This window comes from Actinoallomurus acaciae (assembly GCF_042429965.1).
Lineage (GTDB): Bacteria > Actinomycetota > Actinomycetes > Streptosporangiales > Streptosporangiaceae > Actinoallomurus > Actinoallomurus acaciae.
In genome coordinates, this window is record NZ_JBHLZP010000094.1 from 1 (window position 1) to 21254 (window position 21254).

Consider the following 21254-nt stretch of genomic DNA (forward strand, 5'->3'; position numbering starts at 1 on the left):
CCGAGCGACTACCAGCGGCAACTGCGGCTGCGGACGGCCCGGCGGCTGATCGACGCCGGCGAGCCGCTGAGCGACGTCGCGGCCCGTACCGGCTTCGCCGACCAGAGCCACCTCACCCGCTGGTTCACCCGCTACTACGGGATCACGCCCGGCGGCTACCGGCTCGCACGCCTCCGGACGGGGTGAACCCGGGCAGCACGACGGACGGCCGCCCGGCGCCGTCGGCTCCTGTTCGGCCGAGGACCGGCGGCGGCGGTGGTCGTCGCCGCGGCGCTCGGCACCGGTGCCGGCGCTCGCCCGCCGGGCCGCGCGGACCCGCCCGAAGCCGCGACACACTATCTGACCAGGCCGAACATCGGTGATCATGCCCGCTCTCTTCGCTACCGTCGCGATCAAGGCCTCCGCGAGACGCGGGGGAGCGAAAGGAGCCCTCGTGCGAGTCGTGGTCATCGGAGCGGGCATCGTCGGCGCCGCCGTCGCGGCCGGACTGACCCGCCGCGGCGCGCGGGTCACGGTGCTGGAGGAACGCTTCGCCGGCGCCGGCACCACCGGCACGTCATTCGGCCTGGTCTCCGCGAAGCATGCGGAGTCGGAGTCGTACCACACGCTGACCCACGCCGCCGTCCACGCCCACCACGCGCTGGGCAGCGACGCGTTCGTGCCGACCGGCCACCTGGAGTGGGCGACGGAGCGAGCGAGCCTGGAGGAGCTGAACCGGCGGGTGGACTGGCTCGCGGGCCGCGACTACGCCGTGGAGCGGATCACCACGGCACGCGCCGCCGAGCTGGAGCCGGGCCTGGTCCCCCGGCCGGACGGCACCGAGTACGTGCTGTTCCCGGAGGAGGCGCACGTCTTCCCGGCCCGGCTGCTCGGCCGCCTGCTGGCCGAGGCGCGCGCGGGCGGCGCGGACGTCGAGACGGGTGTCGCCGTACGGGAGATCCGGTCGAACGGCTCGGGGGCGAACGTCGTACTCGCGGACGGCGACGTGCGGACCGCCGACTACGTGGTGAGCTGCGCGGGCCGCTGGACCGGCATGCTGCTGGACGTCGCGACGCTCGACTCGCGCATGCCGGGCGCGCACACGGGCGGTTTCCTCGCGAGCACGACGCCGGTGACGGCCCCGCTGTCGCGCGTCCTGTCGACGGACCGCCTGAGCGTCCGCCCGGACGGCGGGGGCCGCCTGCTGCTACGTGCCCCGGACCTGGACGCGTCCGCCGACCCGGCGCTGCCGCCGCCTCCCCGGGTCGGCGCGGAACTGCTGTCGCGCCTGCCGGAGCTGCTGACCGGCACCGATGGCGCACACGTGGAACAGATACGCGTCGCCCAGCACGCGGGCCCCTGCCGCGGCCGTACGGCGGCGGGCTTCGTGGACCACGCGTACCGCGTGTACGCGGTGGTGACCCGCGACGGCATCACGCTCGCGCCGCTCCTCGCCGACCTGGTCGCCGGCGAACTGCACGGCACGGAGTCCGCCCTGCTGAGCCCCTTCCGCCCGGGCGCCGAGGTGCTCACGTTCCCCGGCTAGGTACAAACCCGCCCCGGCCGAACGGGTTGGCGAAAGATGGTCTTGAGCTTGGTCGACGGCGATGACCGCTGCTCGGGCACCTCGACCAGCGCCCGGTCGGTCCACTGTCGCTCGGCGGTCAGCCGTCGGTCCGTACACCCGGCGGGCCTTTCCCCGCGTGGCCCGCGGCGTGTCGACCTCGGTGATCAGCCCGCGGTCGCGGAGCCGGGCCAGCACGTGGTAGATCGAGCTGAAGCCGATCTCGGTCCACTCGCGCATGCCGCGGGCGCTGATGACTTCACTAGAACATCAGGTGGATCGCCGAGCCGTGCGGGGACGCATGACGAGTGCGGCGACGTGGTAAGTGCACGGCACAGACCCCTCATTGGCGTAAGCGTGGGTGACGTCGGCGGCGAAGTAGGCCGAGTCGCCCGCGCCGAGGTCGACGGACGTGTCACCGATGGTCAGCCGGAGCGTGCCGGACTCGACGGCGATGTACTCGTGGGAGCCCGGGGCGTACGCCGGGAACCGGCCGGCGTCGCAGTCCGGCGGCAGGGTCGTGCGGATCCACTCGAAGTTCACGCCGGGCACCACCGGCGAGAGGATCGTCCGCCGCCATCCCCCGGGTTCGTCGGCGCGCTCCTGGTCGGCGGCGCGGCGCACGATGATCCGGGTGCCGTCGGGCTCGGCGACGAGGTCGGCGAGCGGCACGCCGAGGCCTTCGGCGATGCGGGCCAGGACCACGATCGTGGGCGCCTTCTGCCCGCGCTCCACCGAGGACAGCATGCTCACGCTCACGTCGGCCGCCTCGGCCAGCTGCTGAAGGGTCAGGCTCCGATCGCGCCGCAACCCCTGAATGCGCCTGCCCAATGTCACGAGCTCCAGCATTCCTCTATAATAGCGACTAGTTTCACTATAGAGAAATGAGCCTGCTGTGGCAGTCCCCGAAGCGGTCATTCGCCCGGCGGTCCCCGCCGACCTGACGGCCGTGGCCGAGATCTACGCGCACTACGTCTCCCACACCGTGATCACCTTCGACCAGGTCCCGCCGACCGTCGCCGGCTGGCGGCGACGACTCGACGACCTCACCGGCCGGGACCTGCCCTTCCTGGTCGCCGACCTGGACGGCGACGTGGCCGGATACGCCTACGCCGCCCCCTGGCGCCCCAAGCCGGCCTATCGGTACACCGTGGAGGACTCGATCTACCTCGCCCCGGATCGGATCGGCGCGGGGCTGGGCGGAGCGCTGCTCGGCACGCTGCTGCCCCGATGCGCCCAGGCGGGCATTCGGCAGCTGATCGCGGTCATCGCGGACACCGGAAACGGCGCCTCCACCGCACTGCACCGGCGTTTCGGCTTCGCCCACGCGGGCCGGCTGACCGGAGTCGGGTACAAGCACGGCCGGTCGGTGGACACGATGCTCATGCAACGGGACCTGACCACGAACCCCTGACGGCGACCGGCCGCCACGGAGCGGCAGCGACCACAATGGAGGCGTGGGCATCGTGATCGAGTTCGCGCACGAGCTGCGGCTGTTCCTGCCCTCCCGGCACCGGGACGGGCGGGTGGAGACCGCCGTCGACGGCACGTCTTCGCTGGGACACCTGGTCGAGGCCCTCGGCGTCCCCCTGCCGGAGGTCGGCGCGCTCCTGCTCCAGGGCGGTCCCGTCGATCCGTCGCACCGGCCCGTCGACGGGGAGCACGTCGTCGTACGGGCCGTCCCACGGCCGCAGCACACGCCCTCGCCGCCCAGGTTCCTGCTCGACGTCCACCTCGGCACCGTCGCCCGGCGGCTGCGGCTCGTCGGGGTCGACGCCGCGTACGGCAACGACCTCGACGACGACACCCTCATCGACATGGCCAACGAGCAGCGCAGAATCCTGCTCACCCAGGATCGCGGCATTCTCCGCCGCCGCAAGCTGTGGTTCGGCGCCTTCGTACGCGGCGGCCGGCCCGGAGAGCAGTTCGACGACCTTCTCGACCGGTTCGCGCCGCCCCTGCGCCCCTGGACGCGCTGCACCGCCTGCAACGGCCTGCTCACCCCCGTCGCCAAGGAGGAGATCGAGCACCGCCTCGAACCCGGCACCCGGCGCTGCCACGACGAGTTCGCCCGCTGCCAGAGCTGCGACCGCCTCTACTGGAAGGGCGCGCACCACGAACGGCTGAGAGAGATCGTCGACGACGCCCTCCGTCACTGAACTCGATTGAACCACCGGGCGTTCCGGTCCGTATGCGGAAGAAGGGGTCGGTCTTCGGCGCCGTGGCGAAGGGACGAGGCATTGCTGTCGGATCAGTCGACGAGCGCACGAGCCCAGTGGCAGTCCTGCCGGGCGAAGACCCGCTGTGCCCGTGGTGCCCGGTATGTCACTGGGGCCGACATCGTCCGGATCTCCCGTACGCTCGCCATGGAACCGTCGCACTTCACGCAGACCGCGCCCGCCGCCGCCGGCGACCCCACCGGGATCATCATCGACAAAGGTCGCCGCCGGGTCACCCTCAAGCTCGCCAACGCCCCTCACGGGTGCGTCTTCTTGATCCGTACTCCCAGCGGCGCCGCCTGCTGTGGCCTCGGAGATCTCGCCCCGATCTCATGCCGGGTCTTCCCGGCCGACACGAAGGACGGCCCGCCGGCGATACGTACCGAGCCCGGCTGCGACTGCCGGGAGTGGAAGCCGGCGGACCTGGACGAGGAGGCGCTGGCCGAGGCCCTGCGCACCTGGTCGGCCGACCGCGACCACTGGTTCGAGGTCGTGGCGCGGTGGAACGCGCTGGCGGTGACATCCGATGAGGAGTCGGACATCAGAGACTTCCAGCGCTACCTGCTGGAGGCAGAGTTCGTCCGCGAGGCGGGCGCGAGATGGCCCGAAGAGGAGACGGCATGAACGGCAGCGGTGCCAGTGCCGCCGGCTGCGCCGACTGCGGCGGCAAGTGCTGCCGCGAGTACAAGGTCGGGGTGACCGTCCGGGACGTCCGGGTGCTCGCCGAGGGAACCGCCATGCATCCCAGCGACTTCATCCGGCTGCTGGACACCGACAAGGAGGGCTTCCGCCTGCGGCCGGGCGGGCCCGCGAAGAAGCTCTACCTGCAACGCTCGTCGGCGGGCACCGGCTGCGTGTTCCTCATGGAGATCGCCGCAGGCAGGGCCCGGTGCGGCGTCTACGCCCACCGTCCGCTGGTGTGCAGCACCTTTCCGCTGAGCATTCAACGCGGCGTGGTGACGCCCCGCGAGGAGACGATCTGCGATATCGACTCCTGGAACCTCGCCGGGATGGATCTGCCCGCCTGCCGGCGCGAACTCATCCAGGACCGATCGGCCCGGGAGGAACACCGACAGCTCATCCAGGCGTGGAACAAGATCGTCGACGCCTCCGACCGGGAATCGACGCCCCAGGAGCTTTACGACTGGCTGATGGACTACCCGGTCGAAACGCCCTAGCTTCAACGGCCCCGCCTGAGCACGCCCCGAGCCGGCGGCTTGAGGCGTGCTCTCGACGGCTCAGGCGTTCTGAGCGCCGTTGTAGACGCTGTAGGCGGCGTCGCGGTAGTAGGCGAAGTAGGAGTTGCCGTCGGTGCCCGAACCCCAACTGCCGAAGAAGGTGGCGGTCTGCACGGCCGACCCGTCGGACTGGTAGTTGAAGATGAACGGGCCGCCGCTGGCCCCGCCGCTCAGGCCCTGGCAGTTGGGGATGTGCACGCCGCCGTTGTAGCTGTCCACCGCCGTGCCTTCGCACCACACCGCGTAATCGACACTCGCGGGGATGCCGATCGCGTGCGCGTAATTGTTGGTCGCCCAGTTGAATCCGATGCCCGAACCACCGACCGCGTCCTGGACGTGCGCGCCGCTGTTACCGCCGGTGTTAAGGACGATGAAGGCGTTGTCACCACCGGGACTGGTGTCGTCGATACGGACACCGGCCGACCGCCAGGTCCACCAGCCGTACGGTGCGCTGCCTTTGTTGTAGGACGGCGCGAACTGGAAGTTGGTGTACCAGGCGCCGGTGTCGATGTCCATGACGCAATGGCGCGCCGTGGCTATCACATCGTGGTTGTTGCTGGTGACGACATTGGCGGTGCAGACGTAGTCGCCGCCGTTCTCGGGGTTGTGGAAGAACAGGCGCCCGACCGTCACCCATTCACTGGCGTCGGGCCGTACCTCGCCCGTACCGGCGGGGCGGCTCGCGTGGACCGTGCGCGGCGTGCCGGCGGGGGAACCGCCGATCTTCGCGGTGCCGGGGCGCGCGGGGACCGGAGCGGGCCTGGCCGCGGCCAGGCGCTGCGGATTCCAGTACGAGCGGACGGCTCGGGCCGGGGAATGGTTGACCGCCCAGCGGGTCTGCGGCGGCGTCGGCCGGGCGGATGATGGGGCCGCATGGGCCCCTGGGACGAGTGCGCCGAACGCGACCAGACTGACGGCGACGGCCATGGTGACACGACGGAGGATTGACACGGTGTCCCTTTCTGGCGGGAATGGACACCGTGATCTTGAATTGAATCAGTAGGTTGTGTAAATATTTTTGTCACTATTCGGCCACGCCTCGCGGGCGCCGCCGTGAATCGGGACGGCTCCGCGTCACCAGGTGACAGGCAACGCCGTTGGGCTGGTGATGGTGTGACCGGCGCTCCATTCCACCTGGTCGGGGGAGACGGCCAGGCTCAGCGTCGGCAGCCTCTCCAAGAGCAGCCGGATCGCGGCCCGGACCTCCAGCCCGCCCAAGTGCCTTCCGATGCAGTGATGTGCGCCGTACCCGAATGACAGATGCGGATTGGGATGACGGCGAAAATCCATGCGCTCTGGTTCGGAGAAAACACTCGGGTCGCGATTCGCCGCATCGTGCGACGGTATGACCACCTCTCCCTGGCGTATCTCGTTCCCGCTGGGAAGGGTGATATCGCGGGTCGCGACTCGGGGCATGTCGTCGCCCGTCGACGTCGAGTAAAGGCGCTCCAGCTCCATGACCGCCGAGTCGACCTCGTCCGCGTGGTCGAGGAGATGACTCCAGCCTGATTCGTAGTCCTCGTACGGACGTGTCAGCAGCACGAAGGCGTAACGAGCGATCGAGCTGGAAGCGGTTTCCCACCCGCCGACGATGAGGGCGAGCGCGAGGCTGGCGAGAACCTCATACGAGTACTCGGCGCCCGCGATCCGCGACAGTAGATCGTCCTGCGGCTCAGTACGCCGAAGCATGAGTTGCCGGGTCAGATAGGTGCCCATCGCGACCGCGGCCTCCGCGGCCTGTTCGCGGGTGAGGTCCGCGGTGCCCAAGAAGGCCTTTCCCCATTCGCGGAAGTTCATTCGATCCTGCTCGGGAACACCGAGCATGTCGCAGATGATCCCGAGGGAGAGTGGCGTCGCGTAGTCCGCGACGAGGTCGACCGTACCGTTCAGGCGTGTCATCTCATTGAGCCGGGCGAGTGCGTTGGCCCTGATGATGTCATGCAGGCGCTCTGTCGCGGCCTTCGTGAAGGAGTCGTTCACGATCGCCCGGACGCGCGCGTGCTGTTCGCCGTCCATGCCCAGTATGGTTCCCGAGACATCGACGTCATCCGCCGCCTTGGCCGCCTCCCGCGAAAATACCGGGTTTCTGAGAACTTCCCTCACGTCGGCGTATCGGCAAATGAGTTTCGCCTCGATCTCTCGACCGTTCACGGTACGGACGACGGGGACGACTCCGGATCCGGAGGACGCGAATTCGGCGTAGTTCGGGTGCTTGTCAGGTGACGTGGGCCGGTTGATTCCGTCGTCGTCCGAATAGAAAGGGTGCCGTAGCCGAGATGGTGTCGACTGAGTGCTTACGGTCACTCGTTGCCCTCCGCATGTTGACGGCGTCAGCGCACGCCTCTACCGCCTTCTTGGCCACTCTTCATCCCTACTGTTTCTTAAACCCCCATAACACACCATTACCCTCACAAAACATCTTGTCAACCCGTACCGGCGGCCACTTCCGTTCGCGCGTCTCCCGGTGGCGAGCTGTCCGGAAACGGCGCGCTCAGTCGCTGAACTTCAGGTGCGACCCGGTGATCCGCAGCACGATTCCCTTCGAGGACACCTTCAGGCTCTTGAAGGTCAACCCCATCGGCAGGCCCGTCACCGGCACCGTGAAGTCGAGGTCGTCGCCCAGGTCCGACAGCGGGAACCCCTCCACCGACACCGCGTGCACCCGGATGCCGTTGCCGACCTTGGTGACCTTCGCCGTCGCGGTCGCGGTCGCCACCTCCAGGTCCACCTGCGCCTTGACGGTGTCGGGGCCCGCGGCGGTCAGGGACAGGTCCGGTTCGCCGGCGGCCTTGGTCAGGTCGCCGAACGACACCGTCGCCGTGCCGTCCACGCTGCCGATCGTGCCCGAGCGGAAGCCCGAGTTCACGCGTACGTCGCGGGCGTCGCCGTCGATGGTGCTGATCGTCAGCGGGCCCTCCCGTACGTCATGGGCGGTCATCCGGGCGTGGGGGAAGCGACGGTCCAGCACCTGGGTCAGGAACGGGAAGCCGTAGATCGTCACGTCGGGGCGGGCGCCGAACCCCTCTTTCTGCACCTCCGAGGCGATCCGGCGCTCGGCGTACGCCGCCGCGACGCGGTCGCCGGCGACGGCGAGGCCGGCCAGCACCAGAATGACGATCAGAAGGATCACGGGCCACCGGCGCCTCCGCCGCCTCGCGGGAAGGTCCGGGCGCGTCGCATCCGACGGGAATGCGCTCATCGACGTCTCGCACTGCGGGCCGGCATGTCATTCACCTAATTTCACGGACGGTCTGCCGTCAATGGCCAAAATACGCCCCAAGAGAAAGATATGCGTTCGCGGTAATTCGATCTACACTGCGGTGCTATGACGGTCGAGGGCTCCGTCTCATCCGTGGCCCCGCCGGCGCTCGTCGTGCGGGCCACGGGGATGGTCCGTACGCTCCAGCCCGGCGGGTCCTATCAGGTCGGCCGCGATCCGGCCGCCGACGTCCGGGTGGACGACGCCCGGGTGTCGTGGCGGCACGGCGTGTTGCGCACCGATGAGAACGGCTGGATCTTCGAGGACCTGGGCAGCACCAACGGCACGTTCGTGGGCGGCCGCCGGATCCGGCGCGCGGGCATCGAGGGCGAGATCCTCTTCCTGCTGGGCCACGCGAGCGGCGGTGTCCAACTGGCCTGCTCGGTTCCGCCGGCGGTGGACCAGCGGACCGGCGTCGACCGTGACCCCACCTCGATCATCCAGGTACGGACCCGGCGGCTGCGGATCGGCCGCGCGCCCGACAACGACATCGTCCTGCCCGATCTGATCGTCTCCCGGCACCACGCGGAACTGCGGGAGGTCGCCGGAGGGCAGCACGAAATCGTCGATCTGGGCGGCCACAACGGCACCTATGTCAATGGACGGCGTGTCACTTCGGCGGTGTTGAAGGAAAGCGACATCGTCAGTATCGGACGCGCGACTTTTCGCCTAGTCGGCGACGAATTTCGGGAATTCGACGACACCGGCGATGTCTCGCTGATCGCCCAGGATCTCCTCGTACGGACCGCCAAGGGCAAGGTCCTGCTCGACCACGTCAGCTTCCCGATCCCCGAGCGGTGCCTCGTCGGCGTCATCGGGCCGAGCGGCGCGGGCAAGTCCACCCTGCTCGGCGCGGTGACCGGCACGCGCCCGGCCACCGAGGGCACCGTCCAGTACGACCACCGCGACCTCTACACGCACTACCCGGAGCTGCGGCACCGCATCGGCCTCGTTCCGCAGGAGGACATCCTGCACACCCAGCTCCCCACGAGGCGGGCGCTGCGGTACGCCGCGGAGCTGCGGTTCCCCGGCGACACCAGCGGGGCCGAGCGCGACCGCCGGGTGGATGAGGTCCTGGGAGAGCTGGGCCTGACACCGCACGCGCAGACCCGCATCGACCGGCTGTCCGGCGGTCAGCGCAAGCGCGTGAGTGTGGCGCTCGAACTGCTCACCAAGCCGTCGCTGCTGTTCCTGGACGAGCCGACGTCCGGCCTGGACCCCGGGCTCGACAAGTCCGTCATGGAGATGATGCGCGACCTGGCGCACGACGGCCGCACCATCGTCGTCGTCACGCACAGCGTCGCCAACCTCGACACCTGCGACCGGCTGCTCGTGCTCGTCCCCGGCGGGCGGGTCGCCTTCTACGGGCCGCCGTCGGAGGGGCTGACGTTCTTCGGCATGAAGAGCTGGGCGGAGGTCTTCCAGGCGTTCGACCGCGAGCCGGACCGCGACTGGGCCACCGAGTTCCAGGTCTCGCCGATGTACGCCCAGTACGTCGTGTCCGGTCTCGACGGCGGGCTCGGCGGGCGGAGACGCGAGGTGTCGCCGCCGTCCAAGCCGCCGCGCCGGCAGGGCCGGCCGTCCCAGCTCGGCACGCTGTGCCGCCGCTATCTGGCCGTCATCGGCTCCGAACGCAGCTACCTCGCGGTACTCGGCATCCTGCCGATCGTGGTCGGCGCGCTGATCCGGGCGGTGCCGGCGCAGTACGGCCTGGCCGGGCCGCCGGGCAAGAACGCCGACGCCGCCTCGCTGCTGCTGACGCTGGTCATCGGCGCGGTCTTCGTCGGCGCCGCCAACGCCGTACGGGAACTCGTCAAGGAGCGCGCCATCTACCGGCGCGAACGCGCGGCGGGGCTGTCGTCGGGCGTCTACCTGCTGTCCAAGATCCTCATCCTCGGGCTGATCACCGGCGTCCAGTCCGTGCTGCTGGTCATCATCGGCATGGCGGGCCGCAGGATGCCGGCGCACGGCGCGGTGACCTCACCGCTCCTCGAACTCATCCTCGCGATGGCCGGGCTGGCGATCGTGTCGATGGCGATGGGCCTGCTCATCTCGGCGGCGGTGAGCACGTCCGAGAAGACCATGCCGCTGCTGGTGCTGGTATCGCTCGCGCAGGTCATCCTGTGCGGCGCGCTGGTCGCGCTGCCGGGCAAGATCGGCCTCGAACAGCTGGCCTGGCTCGCACCGTCGCGCTGGGGCATGGCCGCCACCGCCGCGACCGTCGACCTGAACCACCTGCAGCCGCCGCTGCACGACACGCCGCCCGACTCGCTGTGGCGGCACACCCGGGCGGCGTGGGTGAAGGACATCGGCGTCCTGGCCGGCCTCGGCGCGGCCTTCCTCGCCATCGCCTGGTGGCGCCTCGAACGCCTGCGCCCCGGCCGCCGCGCCCGCCTCTGACGGGCGAGCGGCCCGTCGTCGCACACGTCGCCGACGTTCACGCCGCGGCCCTCGCGGTCGACCAGGCCGTCCAGCCCCGGCTGAGCACATAGGCGGCCGGCAGGATGAGCGTGACCGCTCCGTCGGCGAGCAGCACCGCGCCGGTGCCGTCGATCCCGCCGCCGAAGGACAGGGCGGCCAGGGTCAGGCCGAGCTTGTTGAGGATGGCGAGCTCCCAGATCCCGGCGTAGAGCCGCGGTCGGTAGCCCAGCAGCAGGAACACGCCCGCGAAGACACCGAAGCCGAGCATGCGCCAGGTCTCGACCATCCGTGTCGCCGGTCCGGCGTCCGCGACGGTGCCCACCGCACCGGCCACCGCGGCGACGGCGCCGACGGCGGCGAGGACGAGCAGGATTCGCGCGACGCGGTCACGGATCCGCGCGGCCTCGACGTGAGTGGATGGGGCATGAGCAGGCATCGACGTCATCCTTCGCCCTAACGGTGTTAGGACGCTAACCTAACACCGTTAGGGCATGCTGGAAAGGCGGGACGGATGGCTTCCCACGCACTGAGCCGGCTCACCCCACGAGCCCGGGAGATCGTGCAGACCGCGCGGCAGCTCCTCGAACAAGAGGGCCCCGATGCGCTGTCGATGCGCCGCCTCGCCGCCCGGCTCGGGATCCGCGCCTCCTCGATCTATGAGCACCTCCGCGACAAGCAGGCGCTGGAGGCGGCGCTGATCTCGGTCGGCTTCGAGGAGCAGGCCGAACTGTTCGCGCGGGCCGTCCAGCGGTCCGACGCCCCGATCGCCGCCCTCGCCGCCGCGTACCGCGACTTCGCACGCCGCCAGCCGAACCTCTATCGACTGATGGCCGAGCGGCCTTTGCGCCGCGACCTGCTGGCTTCCGGCGTCGAGGAGGCGGCCGCGAGGCCGCTCCTCGACGCCACCGGCGATGACCACGGACGCGCACGGGCCGTCTGGGCCTTCGCGCACGGCATGGTCATGCTGGAGCTGAACCGGCGTTTCCCACCCGACGCCGACCTCGACACCGCCTGGCGCAAGGGCATCGAAGCGTTCAGCCGGTGATCGGATGGTGCGGGCCGCCGAAGGCCCGCACCATCCGATCACCGGCGTCATGGGCGTTGCCGACGCATGGTGAGCAGGGCGACGTCGTCAGAGACGATCTCGCGGCCGATGAGGGACGCCATCACCGCGGCACAGACCGCGTCGGGGGGACCGGGGACGATCGATTCGCACAGCCGGCGAATGTTCGTGTCGATCGAGGTGTCCCGCCGCTCGATGAGCCCGTCGGTGTAGAAGCACAGCAATCCCCCAGGGGGGACCTTCACCGGGGTCGTCACGCGGTGAGGATCGGAGTCGATTCCGATGAGGACACCGGGCGGCAGATCGATCGTGGTGGCGGGGTGATCCGGGGCGGCCAGGACCGGCGGCCAGTGGCCGGCCGAGGCGATCTTCGCCCACTCCAGCCGCGGATGGCACACGGCGTACACCACCGTGGCGATGGCGCCGGGTTCGAAGTGCTGCATCTTGCGGTCGAGCTTGTCGAGGACGGCCGCCGGGTCGCCGGTGTCCAGCGAGTACGCCCGCAGGGCGCTGCGCATGCGGCCCATCACCACCGCGGCGTTCAGCCCGTGCCCGGCGACATCGCCCATCACCACCCCCAGCTCACCGGAGGGGAGGGTGAACACGTCGTACCAGTCTCCGCCGACCGTGGACATGCCCGGGCGGTAGCGCGCCGCCATCTCGACGCCGGGAATGTCGGGAAGGGCGGTGGGCACCAGGCTTCGCTGGAGAGCCCCGGCCGCGGCGCGCTCCGCGCCCGACCTCAGGGACTGCGCCGCCTGCGCGGCCCGGTCGGCGGCGAGTCGCAGCAGCTCGACCTCGGCGTCGGTGAAGCGCCGGGGAGTGAACGAGCCGATGTGGAGCACGCCCAGCAGGTCGCCTCCGGTCATGAGGGGAACGCCGAGCAGCGAACGCAGACCGCGCTGCACCAGCAGCGGGTTGACCACGTGCGCGGCGTCGACGGTCTGGATCTGGAGGGGCGTCCGCTCCGCCGCCACCCGCCCGGCGAAGCCTTGGCCGACGGGGACGACCGCGCTCTGGCGCACCTCCTCCTCGAGCCCCCGGGCGACGGTCGCGACGAGCTGCGTGCCGGACGGGTCGAGCAGCAGGACGACCGCCGTGTCGACCTCGAGGATCTCGCGCACCCGCTCCAGGAGCTCATTCAGCAGGTCTTCGCCCGCCATCAGGGAGAGTGCCGCGTCGGTGATCGACTGAATCTGCCGCAGCCGGTCTTCCGCCGGAAGCCCGATGCCCGGAGATGTTGTCACCCGACAAGAGTAAGTGGTGCGTATACGTACCGGTACCCTCTGGCCTGCGCCTTTGACACCGGTTAGCAATGGCCTGCTCCCGGCGGAGCGGGACCGCCTCGATGCGGATCCCGGGTACCTTCCCCCTACCTCCCGGCGCCCTGAGCGAGGGCGATCCGGAATCCTCCCAGCCGCGCCGGGTCGCCGATGACGTCGACGGACGTCACGCGGTCGCCGTCGACCTCGATCCGCAGGATGAGCAGCAGCCGCCCGCGCGGAGCGACGACGAGGCCGACCTCGCCGTCCACCAGCGCCAGGGCGGCGACGCGTGCCCTGGCCGTGTTCGTACGCGTCTCCTCGGCGATCCGCCGCGCTCCCCGCACCTCGCCCTCGCCGCCCGGCGCCACGCGGTCCGTCCGCCGTACGACGTCCGGGGCCAGCACCGCGAGAAGGGCCTCCAGGTCACCGGCGCGCGAGGCGGCGAGGAAGGCGCCCACGACCTCACGTTGCCGTTCGAGGTCGGCGGCGGGGACGGCGGGCGTGCCGTGCACCCTCTGCCGGGCGCGGCTCGCCAGCTTCTTGGCCGCCACCTGCGTCCGCTCCAGGATCGCGGCGATGTCGGTGAACGGCACGGCGAACAGGTCGTGCAGGACGAACGCGACCCGTTCCGCGGGCCCGAGCCTGTCGAGCACGACGAGGAGGGCGAGCCCGACGGACTCGGCCAGCACCGCCTCCTCCTCCGGGTCGGCGCCGGACGGGGTCGCCGAGACCGGCTCGGCCGTGAGCTCCTCTCCCCGGCGCCGCCGCGTACGGAGCATGTCGAGGCAGACCCGGCCGATGATCGTGGTCAGCCAGCCCGTCACGTTGGCGATCTCGCCGATGTCCGTACGGGAGGCCCGCAGCCAGGTCTCCTGAATCGCGTCGTCGGCCTCGTCGAGCGAGCCGAGCATGCGGTACGCGACCGCCCGCAGATGGCCGCGGTCGGTGTCGAACCGCTCCGCCAGCCGTACGTCAGTCTCCATGGGTCACCTTTCCGCGTCGGGCGTCGTCATAGCGGTGACCGAAGAGAAGAGGAGAAAAGCACTGATGATCCGCTATGAGAATGTCGCGACGCGGCGCATCCCATCCTATGGGGGAGCCCGATGAGCGGGCGAAGCAAGCCGCGCGCCGAGATCGCTCCTCCGGCGAAGGAGGACTCATGAGCGGCCTGCTGCACCTGGACTCCAGCCATTCCGGCGACTCGGTGAGCAGGCGGCTGAGTTCGCTGTTCGCGCGGACCTGGCGGGAGCGGCACGGCGGGGCCGAGTACCGGTACCGGGACCTGGCCGCCGATCCCGTACCGCTGATCACCCCGGCCTACTGCGCACTGGGCCGACGGGTGGAACGGCACGGCTACGTCTCCCCCGCCAAGGTCCCGTCGCTGGTGGAGAGCGCGGTGGAGGAACGCGAGTGGGCGCTGACACTGCCGCTGATCGATGAGCTGCTGGCGGCGGACACCGTGCTGGTCGGCGGCCCGATGTACAACTTCTCGGTGTCGGCCTCGCTCAAGGCGTGGATCGACCGGGTGACCTTCCCGGGAGCGTACGCCGCCCCGGACAGCGGGGAGAGCCTGCTGCGCGGCACGAAGGTCGTCGTCGTCACCGCGCGGGGCGGCGCGTACGGGCCGGGCACTCCGCGCGAGGGGTTCGACTTCCAGACGCCCTACCTGCGGACCTACTTCACCAACCTCGGTGTGGCCGGGGAGGACCTGGCGTTCGTGCACGCCGAGATGACCCTGGCGAACCTCGTGCCGGATCTGGCCCACCTCCAGCCGGTGGCGGAGCGGTCGCTGGCGGCGGCGCGGACGGCGGTCACCGAACTGGCGGAGCGGCCCTGATCATCGCCATCATGACGGCGAGGGCCCCACACGTGCTCGCCGCTCGGCGGCGTCGAGTGCGGGTGTGAGCGGTGCGAGCGTGGTCCGGAGCAGGTCCGGCAGCGAGCCGGACGGAACGACGAGCCCGCCGGTCGCGGGGGTCGTCCGCAGCCACTGTTCGAGCGCGACGCGAACCGCGGCGGCCACGCTCGCCGCGAGCACGCGAGCGGTGTGCGGCTCGGTCTCGCCGAGGCGTTCGGCGATCGCGTCGGTGAGGGGATGTTCGATCACGGTGGCGGTCTCGACGAACGCGTCGCGCAGGGTGGGTCGGGTGGTGATCAGCAGCAGCGCGTCGCCACCGGGCTCGCCCGAGGCGGTGTACTGATCCACGATCGCCTCGATGACGGCGTCGGCGAGGCCGACGCCGTCGGGCCGGTCGGCCACGGCCGCCGCGACCCGCGCCTCTCGTTCAGCGGTGACGGCGGCGACGATCGCCTGTTCGCGGCTGGAGAAGTAGTTGTTGTAGGTCCTCGCTGAGACGCCGGCGGCCTCGGCGATGTCGTCGACGCGCACGTTGTCCGGTCCGCGTTCGAGAGCCAGCCGCAGTGCCGCCGCGCGCAATGCCTCCCGGGTGGCCTGCTTCTTCTGCTCGCGCAGCCCCGTCCGTCTTGCCGTCACCATCCCAGCATCCCAAAATGAATGCGTGCACGCAAACTTGCGTGCACGCATTTTTCTCCCCTAGCCTGGCGCCCATCTCGACCGCCCCTGTCCGTCTCGACCGCCCCTGTCCGCGCGAACGAGGAGAACCCGTGATCACAGATGTCGTCATCGCCGGCGGCGGTCCGAACGGGCTGATGCTGGCCTGCGAACTGAGCCTGGCGGGAGCCCGGCCGATCGTGCTGGAGCGGCTGCCGGAGCCGAGCGAGGAACCGAAGGCGAACGGACTGCTCGGTCAGGTCGTGAGAATGGTCGACCGCCGGGGGCTGTACGAACGTCTCAGCGGTGACCCGGAACCACCGCGGCCGAACTCCGGGTACTTCATGTTCGGCGCGATGGGCCTGGACCTGAGCCTGCTGGAGGACAGCCCCGTCTACGCCCTGCCGGTGCCGCAACGACGCATGGTGCAGGTCCTGCACGAACGCGCCGTCGAACTGGGCGTGGAAATCCGACCGGGACACGAGCTCGTCGGCCTGTCGCAAGGCGACGACGCGGTCACCATCGACGTCACGGGCCCGGACGGGGCGTACCACCTGCGGGCCCGATACCTCATCGGCGCGGATGGAGCGCACAGCACCACGCGCAAGCTCTCCGGCATCGGATTCCCCGGCATCACCTACGACCGGATGACCGTCCGCTCGGCGCACGCGACGGTCCCGGCGGACTGGGTCGATCCCGCGACCGGTGCGCTGAACGTGCCCGGCTACGGCGCCGTCGCACCGTTCCTGCCCCACCGCACCGAGCACGGCGGGTTCTCCTACGCACCGCTGCCCGGCCACCCTCCGCTGATCAGCACCACAGAGTGGGACCGGCCCGAGACCGACGCCCCGATGAGCCTCGACGAGCTGCGGGCGAGCATTCGCCGCGTGCTCGGCGCCCACGTGCCACTCGGCCCGCCCGACGGCGAAGGGCCGTACGTGCTGCGCCGGCTCACCGGCGGCAACACCCGCATCGCCGAACGGTTCTCCGCCGGCCGGGTGTTCCTGATCGGTGATGCCGCCCACGTGTACGCCGCCACGGGCGGAGGACCCGGACTCAACCTCGGCCTGCAGGACGCGGTCAATCTCGGCTGGAAACTCGCCGCCGTGCTCCGCGGCAACACCCCGCCGGCGCTGCTGGACGGTTACGAGACGGAGCGGCGGCCGGTCGCCCACCGCATGGTCTTGAACGCGCAGGCGCAGTCGGCCCTGATCGCCCCCGGCAGTGACGTCACCGGACTGCGCCAACTGTTCGCCGAACTGCTCCGCGACCGGAGCACCGTGCGGCGCCTCGCCGAACTCACCGCAGGCGCCGATGTCCGCTACGACATGGGCGGGCCCGAGACGCATCCGCTGGTCGGCCGGTTCGCCCCGGACCTGGAACTGCACACCCCGGCCGGGCCGGTCCGGCTGGCCGAGCTGACCAGGACCGCACGCCCGCTGCTGCTCGACCTGACCGAGGAGGCGTCGCTGGCGGAGAAGCTTGCCCTGCGGCACGACCGAGTCGATGTCGTCACCGCGCGCCCCCAGGCCCTCGCGCCCACCGCCCTGCTCCTTCGGCCGGACTGCCATGTGGCCTGGGCGTCCGCGTCACCCCGGCCGGATGACACGGAGATGGAGGCACTCCGGACCGCCCTGCGGCGGTGGTTCGGTGCCGTCGAACCCGCCCGCACCTGAAAAGGGCGATCTCAGTGCATGCCCATCGCCATCATGACGATGAGGCCGCCCACATGGATCACGAAGACGAAGACGAGGAGTGTCACGAACAGGAACTTCGCCGGGCCGTGTTCGAAGACGCGGCCCTCCTTGAGCGGCCCCTGAGCGGCCTGCCGTGCGGCGATCCGCTCCTCGAACGACCTGCGCGCCATGGAGCCCTCCGAGCGAATTTGTACCCTAATGATTTGTACACCAACTATATTAGGGACCATCCCGCCGTACTCGGAGGTCTCCGTGAGTGACGTTCGCGACATCGATGACCCGCTCGCCCTCGAGCGCCAGGTCTGCTTCGCGCTGGCGGTGGCGTCGCGCAACGTCATCGCGGTCTACCGGCCGCTGCTGGAGCCGATGGGCCTGACCCACCCGCAGTACCTGGTGATGCTCGCGCTCTGGGAGCGGTCGCCGCTGTCGGTGAAGGAGCTCAGCGGACTGCTCCAGCTCGACCCGGGCACGCTGTCTCCGCTGCTCAAGCGGCTGGAGGCCAGTGGTCTCATCCGGCGCGGGCGCGACAGCGGCGACGAGCGCGTGCTGGCCGTCACGCTGACCGACGCGGGTCGCGCGCTGCGCGCGGAGGCGGAGAAGATCCCGCCGGCCATCGTGTCGCGGCTCGGCATGGAGATCACCGAGCTGGAGGACCTGCACGGCGCCCTGACCCGGCTCATCGCCGCCGCGCGGAACGCCGTACGCTGACGGGCCGGTCGCACCCGCGACCGGCCCGTCCGAACCGCACTCAGCTCAGGTCGCGCCGCCGGAAGCCGACGAGCCCGGCCGCGGTCAGCAGGACCGCGACGACCACCAGCCACACGACCGGCGTCGCCTGCATCGGCGCACCCGGCAGCTTCGGCACGTGGGTGTAGGGCGACAGGTCCATCGCCCACTGGCTGAGCTTCAGCAGCGGGCCGAGCTGGCCGAGCAGCAGGAACAGCCCGAGCGCTCCCCACGCCGCCACGGCGAGCCGCGGCGCGAGGCCGAACAGCGCCACCGTGATCCCGGCGAGGACCCAGACCGCCGGGAGTTGCACGATCGCGGCCCAGAAGATCCGGGGGAACTGGCCGCTCAGGTCGTGGGCGCGCAGCCCGTGGACCAGGCCCACGATGACGCCTTCGAGGGCCATGAGGACCGCGGGCCCGACGACGGCGAACAGCATGTGGCCCGCCGCCCAGCCGACCCGGCCGACCTTCGTCGCCAGGATGGGTTCGGCGAGGTGGCTGGTCTCCTCCGAACGCAGCCGGAGCACGGCCTGCACCGCGTACGCCGAGGCGAACAGCGCCATGAGGCCCATCGTCACGTTCGTGAAGGCGTCGACCATCCCCTGCCCGCCGCCGAGCTTTTCGAGCACGTCGCGTCCGCTCTTGCCCCCGACCATGTCCTGGACGTTCTCCGTCACACCGCCGATCGCCGCGCCGTACACGGCGAAACCGGCGGCCCAGGCCAGCAGCGAGCCGCGCTGGAGCCGCCAGGCGAGCCCGAGCGGACCGCCCAGGCCGGTGCCCGCCTCGGCCGGGCCGAGCCGGTCGGGCAGCAGCCCGGCGCCGATGTCCCGCCGCCCGACGAGCGTGAACGCCACCGCGACGCAGACGGCGGAGAACACGACCGGGATGAGGAGCACCCACCAGTCGTCTCCCGCGTACGGCCGCAGGTGGGACACCCAGCCGAACGGCGAGAGCCACAGCAGCCAGGTCGGGCCGTCGTGGCCGCCCACGTCGCCGCCCGCGCGGATCAGGTAGCACAGGCCCAGGAACGCGATGGCCAGCCCGCTCGCCGTACGGGAGGTCGTGGTGAGCTGCGCGGTCACGGCCGCGACGGCGACGAACATCAGGCCGACCGCGAACCAGCCGAGCGCGAAGGCGATCGACCCGGCGGCGGGCAGACCCAGCGCGACAAGGCCGATGCTCACGAGCACCGCGAGCACCAGATTGGCCGTCACCACCGTGCTCAGTCCGGCGGTGAGCGCGGCGTACCGCCCGACGACGCCGGCGCTCACCAGTTCGAGCCGGCCGGACTCCTCGTCGCCACGCGTGTGCCGCACGGTGAGGAGGAGGCCGAACACGCCGACGAGGGCGGAGGCGATCCCGCCGACCTTCCACAGGCTGACCGAGCCGACCGAGGCCGCGTCCTGCACGGGGCCGTACAGCGCCAGCATCGAGGGGTTCTTGTTCACCGACGCGGCGAAGTCGACGCGCTTGGCCAGCGTGCTGAAGGCCGCCCGGCTGCTGTAGGCCGTGCCGATCGCGGTGATGGCGAAGAAGTAGATCCAGAAGGGCACCGCGACGCGGTCGCGGCGGAAGGCCAGCCGGATGAGCAGACCCGTGCCCGCGAGCCCGTTCACGTGGTCGCCGCCGATTCGTCCTCGTAGTGGCGGAGGAACAGCTCCTCCAGCGTCGGCGGCCGGCTGATCAGGCTCCGCACCCCCGCCTCGGTCAGCCGCGTGAGCACGCCGTCCAGCCGGGAGGTGTCGACCTCCAGGCTCACACGCCTGCCCTCGATCTTCGCGTTGTGCACTCCGGGCAGGTCGGCCAGGCCGTTCGGGGGGTTGGCCAGCTCGACCGAGATCGACGTGCGGGTGAGGTGGCGCAGGTCGGCCAGGGAGCCGGACTCGACCGTACGGCCCTTGCGGATGATGCTGACCCGGTCGCACAGCGCCTCGACCTCGGACAGGATGTGGCTCGACAGCAGGACGGTACGGCCGCTGTCACGCTCCTCCTGCACGCAGCGCTGGAAGACCTCCTCCATCAGCGGGTCCAGCCCGGAGGTCGGCTCGTCGAAGATGAGCAGCTCGGCGTCGGAGGCGAGCGCCGCGATCAGCGCGACCTTCTGCCGGTTCCCCTTGGAGTACGCCCGGCCCTTCTTGCGCGGGTCGAGCTCGAACCGCTCCAGCAGCTCGGCCTTCCGCTTGGCGTCCTGCCCGCCGCGTAGCCGCCCGAGCAGGTCGATCACCTCTCCGCCCGACAGGTTCGGCCAGAGGGTGACGTCACCGGGGACGTACGCGATGCGGCGGTGCAGCGTGGCGACGTCGCGCCAGGGGTCACCGCCGAGCAGGCTCACTTCGCCGGCGTCCGCCCTGAGCAGCCCCAGCAACACACGGATGGTGGTCGACTTGCCGGCGCCGTTCGGGCCCAGGAAGCCGTGCACCTCTCCCGTCTGGACGGTGAGGTCCAGCCCGTCCAGCGCACGGGTCCGGCCGAAGCTCTTCACCAGGCCGGATACGGATATGGCGTCTGTCATGCTCGTGAAGGTACACTAGTTTCACAACTTCGTGAAGCTAGTAAAAACGTATAAGATCGTTGCGTCTACTAAGGAGTTGGGGTGTGGCAGAGCGGGATCCCGAGGCGGTACGGCAGTTCATAGAGCGGTTCGCGTCCGCCCTGGTCGACGCCGGGTTCCAGCGCATGCCCGCACGTGTTTTCGCCGTGCTGCACGGCACCGACTCCGGGCGGCTCACGGCCGCCGAGATCGCCGAGCTTCTCCAGGTGAGCCCCGCGGCGGTGTCCGGCGCGGTGCGCTTCCTGATCCAGTTCAACATGATCCGGCGCGAGCGCGAGCCGGGGTCGCGGCGTGACGTCTTCGTGGTCGAGAACGACTCCTGGTACGAGGCGATCGTCAACCGCGACGAGATTCTCCGCCGCTGGAGCAGCAGCGCCCGCGAGGGAATCGAGGTGCTCGGCGCCGACACTCCGGCCGGCCGGCGGATGGCCACCTCTCTGGCGTTCTTCGAGTTCATCACCGAAGAGCTGGAAGACCTCATCGGACGATGGCAGAAGGCCAAGGCCGAACGGCTGCCCGCCGAGGACTGACTCCCCCGCGGGCCGGTCCCAGACCCCGATCTGGCCGCAGGCGGCGGCGACGGCCCGATCGGGGTCAGCTCGCCGCGCTCGCGGCGGCGGCGCGCTTCATCCGTACCGCCTTGCGCAGCGCGTCGGCCACCGGGCCGGTGTAGACCGCCAGTTCGTCCAGCTTCCGGCCGTGCTCGCGGCGCTCCCGGCGGGACACCACCGTTCGGACCTCGCCGCGCGCGGCCA

The 21254-nt window shown here is 70.6% G+C and carries 23 protein-coding genes; 12 read left to right on the forward strand and 11 right to left on the reverse strand.

From position 1 onward, the window contains the following. Together ACFFNX_RS15225 and ACFFNX_RS15230 are read left to right on the forward strand one after the other, a co-directional pair. The coding region (locus ACFFNX_RS15225; RefSeq protein ID WP_378201381.1) for a helix-turn-helix domain-containing protein at positions 1 to 186 on the forward strand (186 nt) is incomplete at its 5' end. Positions 187 to 433: 247 nt separating this feature from the next. After that, positions 434 to 1525 carry an NAD(P)/FAD-dependent oxidoreductase gene (locus ACFFNX_RS15230; RefSeq protein ID WP_378201384.1) on the forward strand — a complete coding sequence of 364 codons (1092 nt, stop codon included), beginning with the start codon at positions 434 to 436 and terminating at the stop codon, positions 1523 to 1525. Between the two features lie 288 nt (positions 1526 to 1813). On the opposite strand, the gene ACFFNX_RS15235 is transcribed toward ACFFNX_RS15230, so the two are convergent. Further along, a complete protein-coding gene (locus ACFFNX_RS15235; protein ID WP_378201387.1) occupies positions 1814 to 2392 on the reverse strand; it encodes a helix-turn-helix domain-containing protein in 579 nt (192 codons plus the stop codon). Between the two features lie 46 nt (positions 2393 to 2438). Between ACFFNX_RS15235 and ACFFNX_RS15240 the strand changes: the two genes are divergently transcribed. The 4 genes from ACFFNX_RS15240 (at position 2439) to ACFFNX_RS15255 (ending at position 4940) form a co-directional block, all read left to right on the forward strand. Beyond that, on the forward strand, positions 2439 to 2957 hold the full coding sequence (locus ACFFNX_RS15240; protein WP_378201390.1) for a GNAT family N-acetyltransferase: 519 nt from the start codon (positions 2439 to 2441) through the stop codon (positions 2955 to 2957). 43 nt (positions 2958 to 3000) lie between these two features. Then, positions 3001 to 3702, forward strand: coding sequence for a Mut7-C RNAse domain-containing protein (locus tag ACFFNX_RS15245; RefSeq protein ID WP_378201393.1), 702 nt, complete (start codon positions 3001 to 3003; stop codon positions 3700 to 3702). A 207-nt stretch (positions 3703 to 3909) separates the two neighbouring features. Then, positions 3910 to 4386 carry a hypothetical protein gene (locus ACFFNX_RS15250; protein WP_378201396.1) on the forward strand — a complete coding sequence of 159 codons (477 nt, stop codon included), beginning with the start codon at positions 3910 to 3912 and terminating at the stop codon, positions 4384 to 4386. Further along, positions 4383 to 4940, forward strand: coding sequence for a YkgJ family cysteine cluster protein (locus ACFFNX_RS15255; RefSeq protein WP_378201399.1), 558 nt, complete (start codon positions 4383 to 4385; stop codon positions 4938 to 4940). Before ACFFNX_RS15250 ends, ACFFNX_RS15255 begins: the two co-directional genes overlap by 4 nt. Before the next feature lie 60 nt (positions 4941 to 5000). On the opposite strand, the gene ACFFNX_RS15260 is transcribed toward ACFFNX_RS15255, so the two are convergent. The 3 genes from ACFFNX_RS15260 to ACFFNX_RS15270 all read right to left on the reverse strand — a co-directional run bounded on the left by ACFFNX_RS15260 (position 5001) and on the right by ACFFNX_RS15270 (position 8130). Beyond that, complete coding sequence (locus ACFFNX_RS15260; protein ID WP_378201402.1) at positions 5001 to 5951, reverse strand: hypothetical protein; 951 nt, start codon at positions 5949 to 5951, stop codon at positions 5001 to 5003. A gap of 123 nt (positions 5952 to 6074) precedes the next feature. After that, the gene (locus ACFFNX_RS15265) at positions 6075 to 7151 is read right to left on the reverse strand and encodes a cytochrome P450 (protein ID WP_378201405.1); all 1077 of its coding nucleotides are present in this window, start codon (positions 7149 to 7151) and stop codon (positions 6075 to 6077) included. Between the two features lie 340 nt (positions 7152 to 7491). Then, a complete protein-coding gene (locus ACFFNX_RS15270) occupies positions 7492 to 8130 on the reverse strand; it encodes an LmeA family phospholipid-binding protein (protein ID WP_378201408.1) in 639 nt (212 codons plus the stop codon). Positions 8131 to 8325: 195 nt separating this feature from the next. Here ACFFNX_RS15270 and ACFFNX_RS15275 point away from each other — a divergent pair, with 195 nt between their 5' ends. Further along, a complete protein-coding gene (locus ACFFNX_RS15275; RefSeq protein ID WP_378201411.1) occupies positions 8326 to 10659 on the forward strand; it encodes an FHA domain-containing protein in 2334 nt (777 codons plus the stop codon). A 37-nt stretch (positions 10660 to 10696) separates the two neighbouring features. On the opposite strand, the gene ACFFNX_RS15280 is transcribed toward ACFFNX_RS15275, so the two are convergent. Next, positions 10697 to 11116 (reverse strand): hypothetical protein, encoded by a 420-nt coding sequence (locus ACFFNX_RS15280; RefSeq protein WP_378201414.1) that lies wholly within the window; start codon positions 11114 to 11116, stop codon positions 10697 to 10699. Positions 11117 to 11191: 75 nt separating this feature from the next. Here ACFFNX_RS15280 and ACFFNX_RS15285 point away from each other — a divergent pair, with 75 nt between their 5' ends. Then, positions 11192 to 11725 carry a TetR/AcrR family transcriptional regulator gene (locus tag ACFFNX_RS15285; protein ID WP_378201417.1) on the forward strand — a complete coding sequence of 178 codons (534 nt, stop codon included), beginning with the start codon at positions 11192 to 11194 and terminating at the stop codon, positions 11723 to 11725. A gap of 47 nt (positions 11726 to 11772) precedes the next feature. On the opposite strand, the gene ACFFNX_RS15290 is transcribed toward ACFFNX_RS15285, so the two are convergent. Together ACFFNX_RS15290 and ACFFNX_RS15295 are read right to left on the reverse strand one after the other, a co-directional pair. After that, positions 11773 to 12990, reverse strand: a complete 1218-nt coding sequence (locus ACFFNX_RS15290; RefSeq protein WP_378201420.1) for a PP2C family protein-serine/threonine phosphatase — start codon at positions 12988 to 12990, stop codon at positions 11773 to 11775. A gap of 125 nt (positions 12991 to 13115) precedes the next feature. Then, positions 13116 to 13991: a sigma-70 family RNA polymerase sigma factor gene (locus ACFFNX_RS15295; RefSeq protein ID WP_378201423.1), complete on the reverse strand. Its 876-nt coding sequence runs from the start codon at positions 13989 to 13991 to the stop codon at positions 13116 to 13118. A gap of 176 nt (positions 13992 to 14167) precedes the next feature. Between ACFFNX_RS15295 and ACFFNX_RS15300 the strand changes: the two genes are divergently transcribed. Beyond that, positions 14168 to 14845 carry an FMN-dependent NADH-azoreductase gene (locus ACFFNX_RS15300; RefSeq protein ID WP_378201425.1) on the forward strand — a complete coding sequence of 226 codons (678 nt, stop codon included), beginning with the start codon at positions 14168 to 14170 and terminating at the stop codon, positions 14843 to 14845. A gap of 9 nt (positions 14846 to 14854) precedes the next feature. On the opposite strand, the gene ACFFNX_RS15305 is transcribed toward ACFFNX_RS15300, so the two are convergent. Continuing rightward, on the reverse strand, positions 14855 to 15502 hold the full coding sequence (locus tag ACFFNX_RS15305) for a TetR/AcrR family transcriptional regulator (protein WP_378201428.1): 648 nt from the start codon (positions 15500 to 15502) through the stop codon (positions 14855 to 14857). 131 nt (positions 15503 to 15633) lie between these two features. Here ACFFNX_RS15305 and ACFFNX_RS15310 point away from each other — a divergent pair, with 131 nt between their 5' ends. Beyond that, positions 15634 to 17196 carry an FAD-dependent oxidoreductase gene (locus tag ACFFNX_RS15310; protein ID WP_378201431.1) on the forward strand — a complete coding sequence of 521 codons (1563 nt, stop codon included), beginning with the start codon at positions 15634 to 15636 and terminating at the stop codon, positions 17194 to 17196. Between the two features lie 11 nt (positions 17197 to 17207). On the opposite strand, the gene ACFFNX_RS15315 is transcribed toward ACFFNX_RS15310, so the two are convergent. Next, entirely contained in the window at positions 17208 to 17387 is a 180-nt protein-coding gene (locus ACFFNX_RS15315) for a hypothetical protein (protein ID WP_378201434.1), read from the reverse strand. An 82-nt stretch (positions 17388 to 17469) separates the two neighbouring features. Between ACFFNX_RS15315 and ACFFNX_RS15320 the strand changes: the two genes are divergently transcribed. Next, positions 17470 to 17925 carry a MarR family winged helix-turn-helix transcriptional regulator gene (locus ACFFNX_RS15320; protein ID WP_378201438.1) on the forward strand — a complete coding sequence of 152 codons (456 nt, stop codon included), beginning with the start codon at positions 17470 to 17472 and terminating at the stop codon, positions 17923 to 17925. A 40-nt stretch (positions 17926 to 17965) separates the two neighbouring features. On the opposite strand, the gene ACFFNX_RS15325 is transcribed toward ACFFNX_RS15320, so the two are convergent. Then, positions 17966 to 19564 (reverse strand): ABC transporter permease, encoded by a 1599-nt coding sequence (locus ACFFNX_RS15325; RefSeq protein ID WP_378201441.1) that lies wholly within the window; start codon positions 19562 to 19564, stop codon positions 17966 to 17968. After that, positions 19561 to 20460, reverse strand: a complete 900-nt coding sequence (locus ACFFNX_RS15330; protein WP_378201444.1) for an ABC transporter ATP-binding protein — start codon at positions 20458 to 20460, stop codon at positions 19561 to 19563. The genes ACFFNX_RS15325 and ACFFNX_RS15330 overlap by 4 nt, the downstream gene beginning before the upstream one ends. An 83-nt stretch (positions 20461 to 20543) precedes the next feature. On the opposite strand from ACFFNX_RS15330, the gene ACFFNX_RS15335 reads away from it, so the two are divergent. Next, positions 20544 to 21029: a GbsR/MarR family transcriptional regulator gene (locus ACFFNX_RS15335; protein ID WP_378201447.1), complete on the forward strand. Its 486-nt coding sequence runs from the start codon at positions 20544 to 20546 to the stop codon at positions 21027 to 21029. The last annotated feature ends 225 nt before the right edge of the window (positions 21030 to 21254 follow it).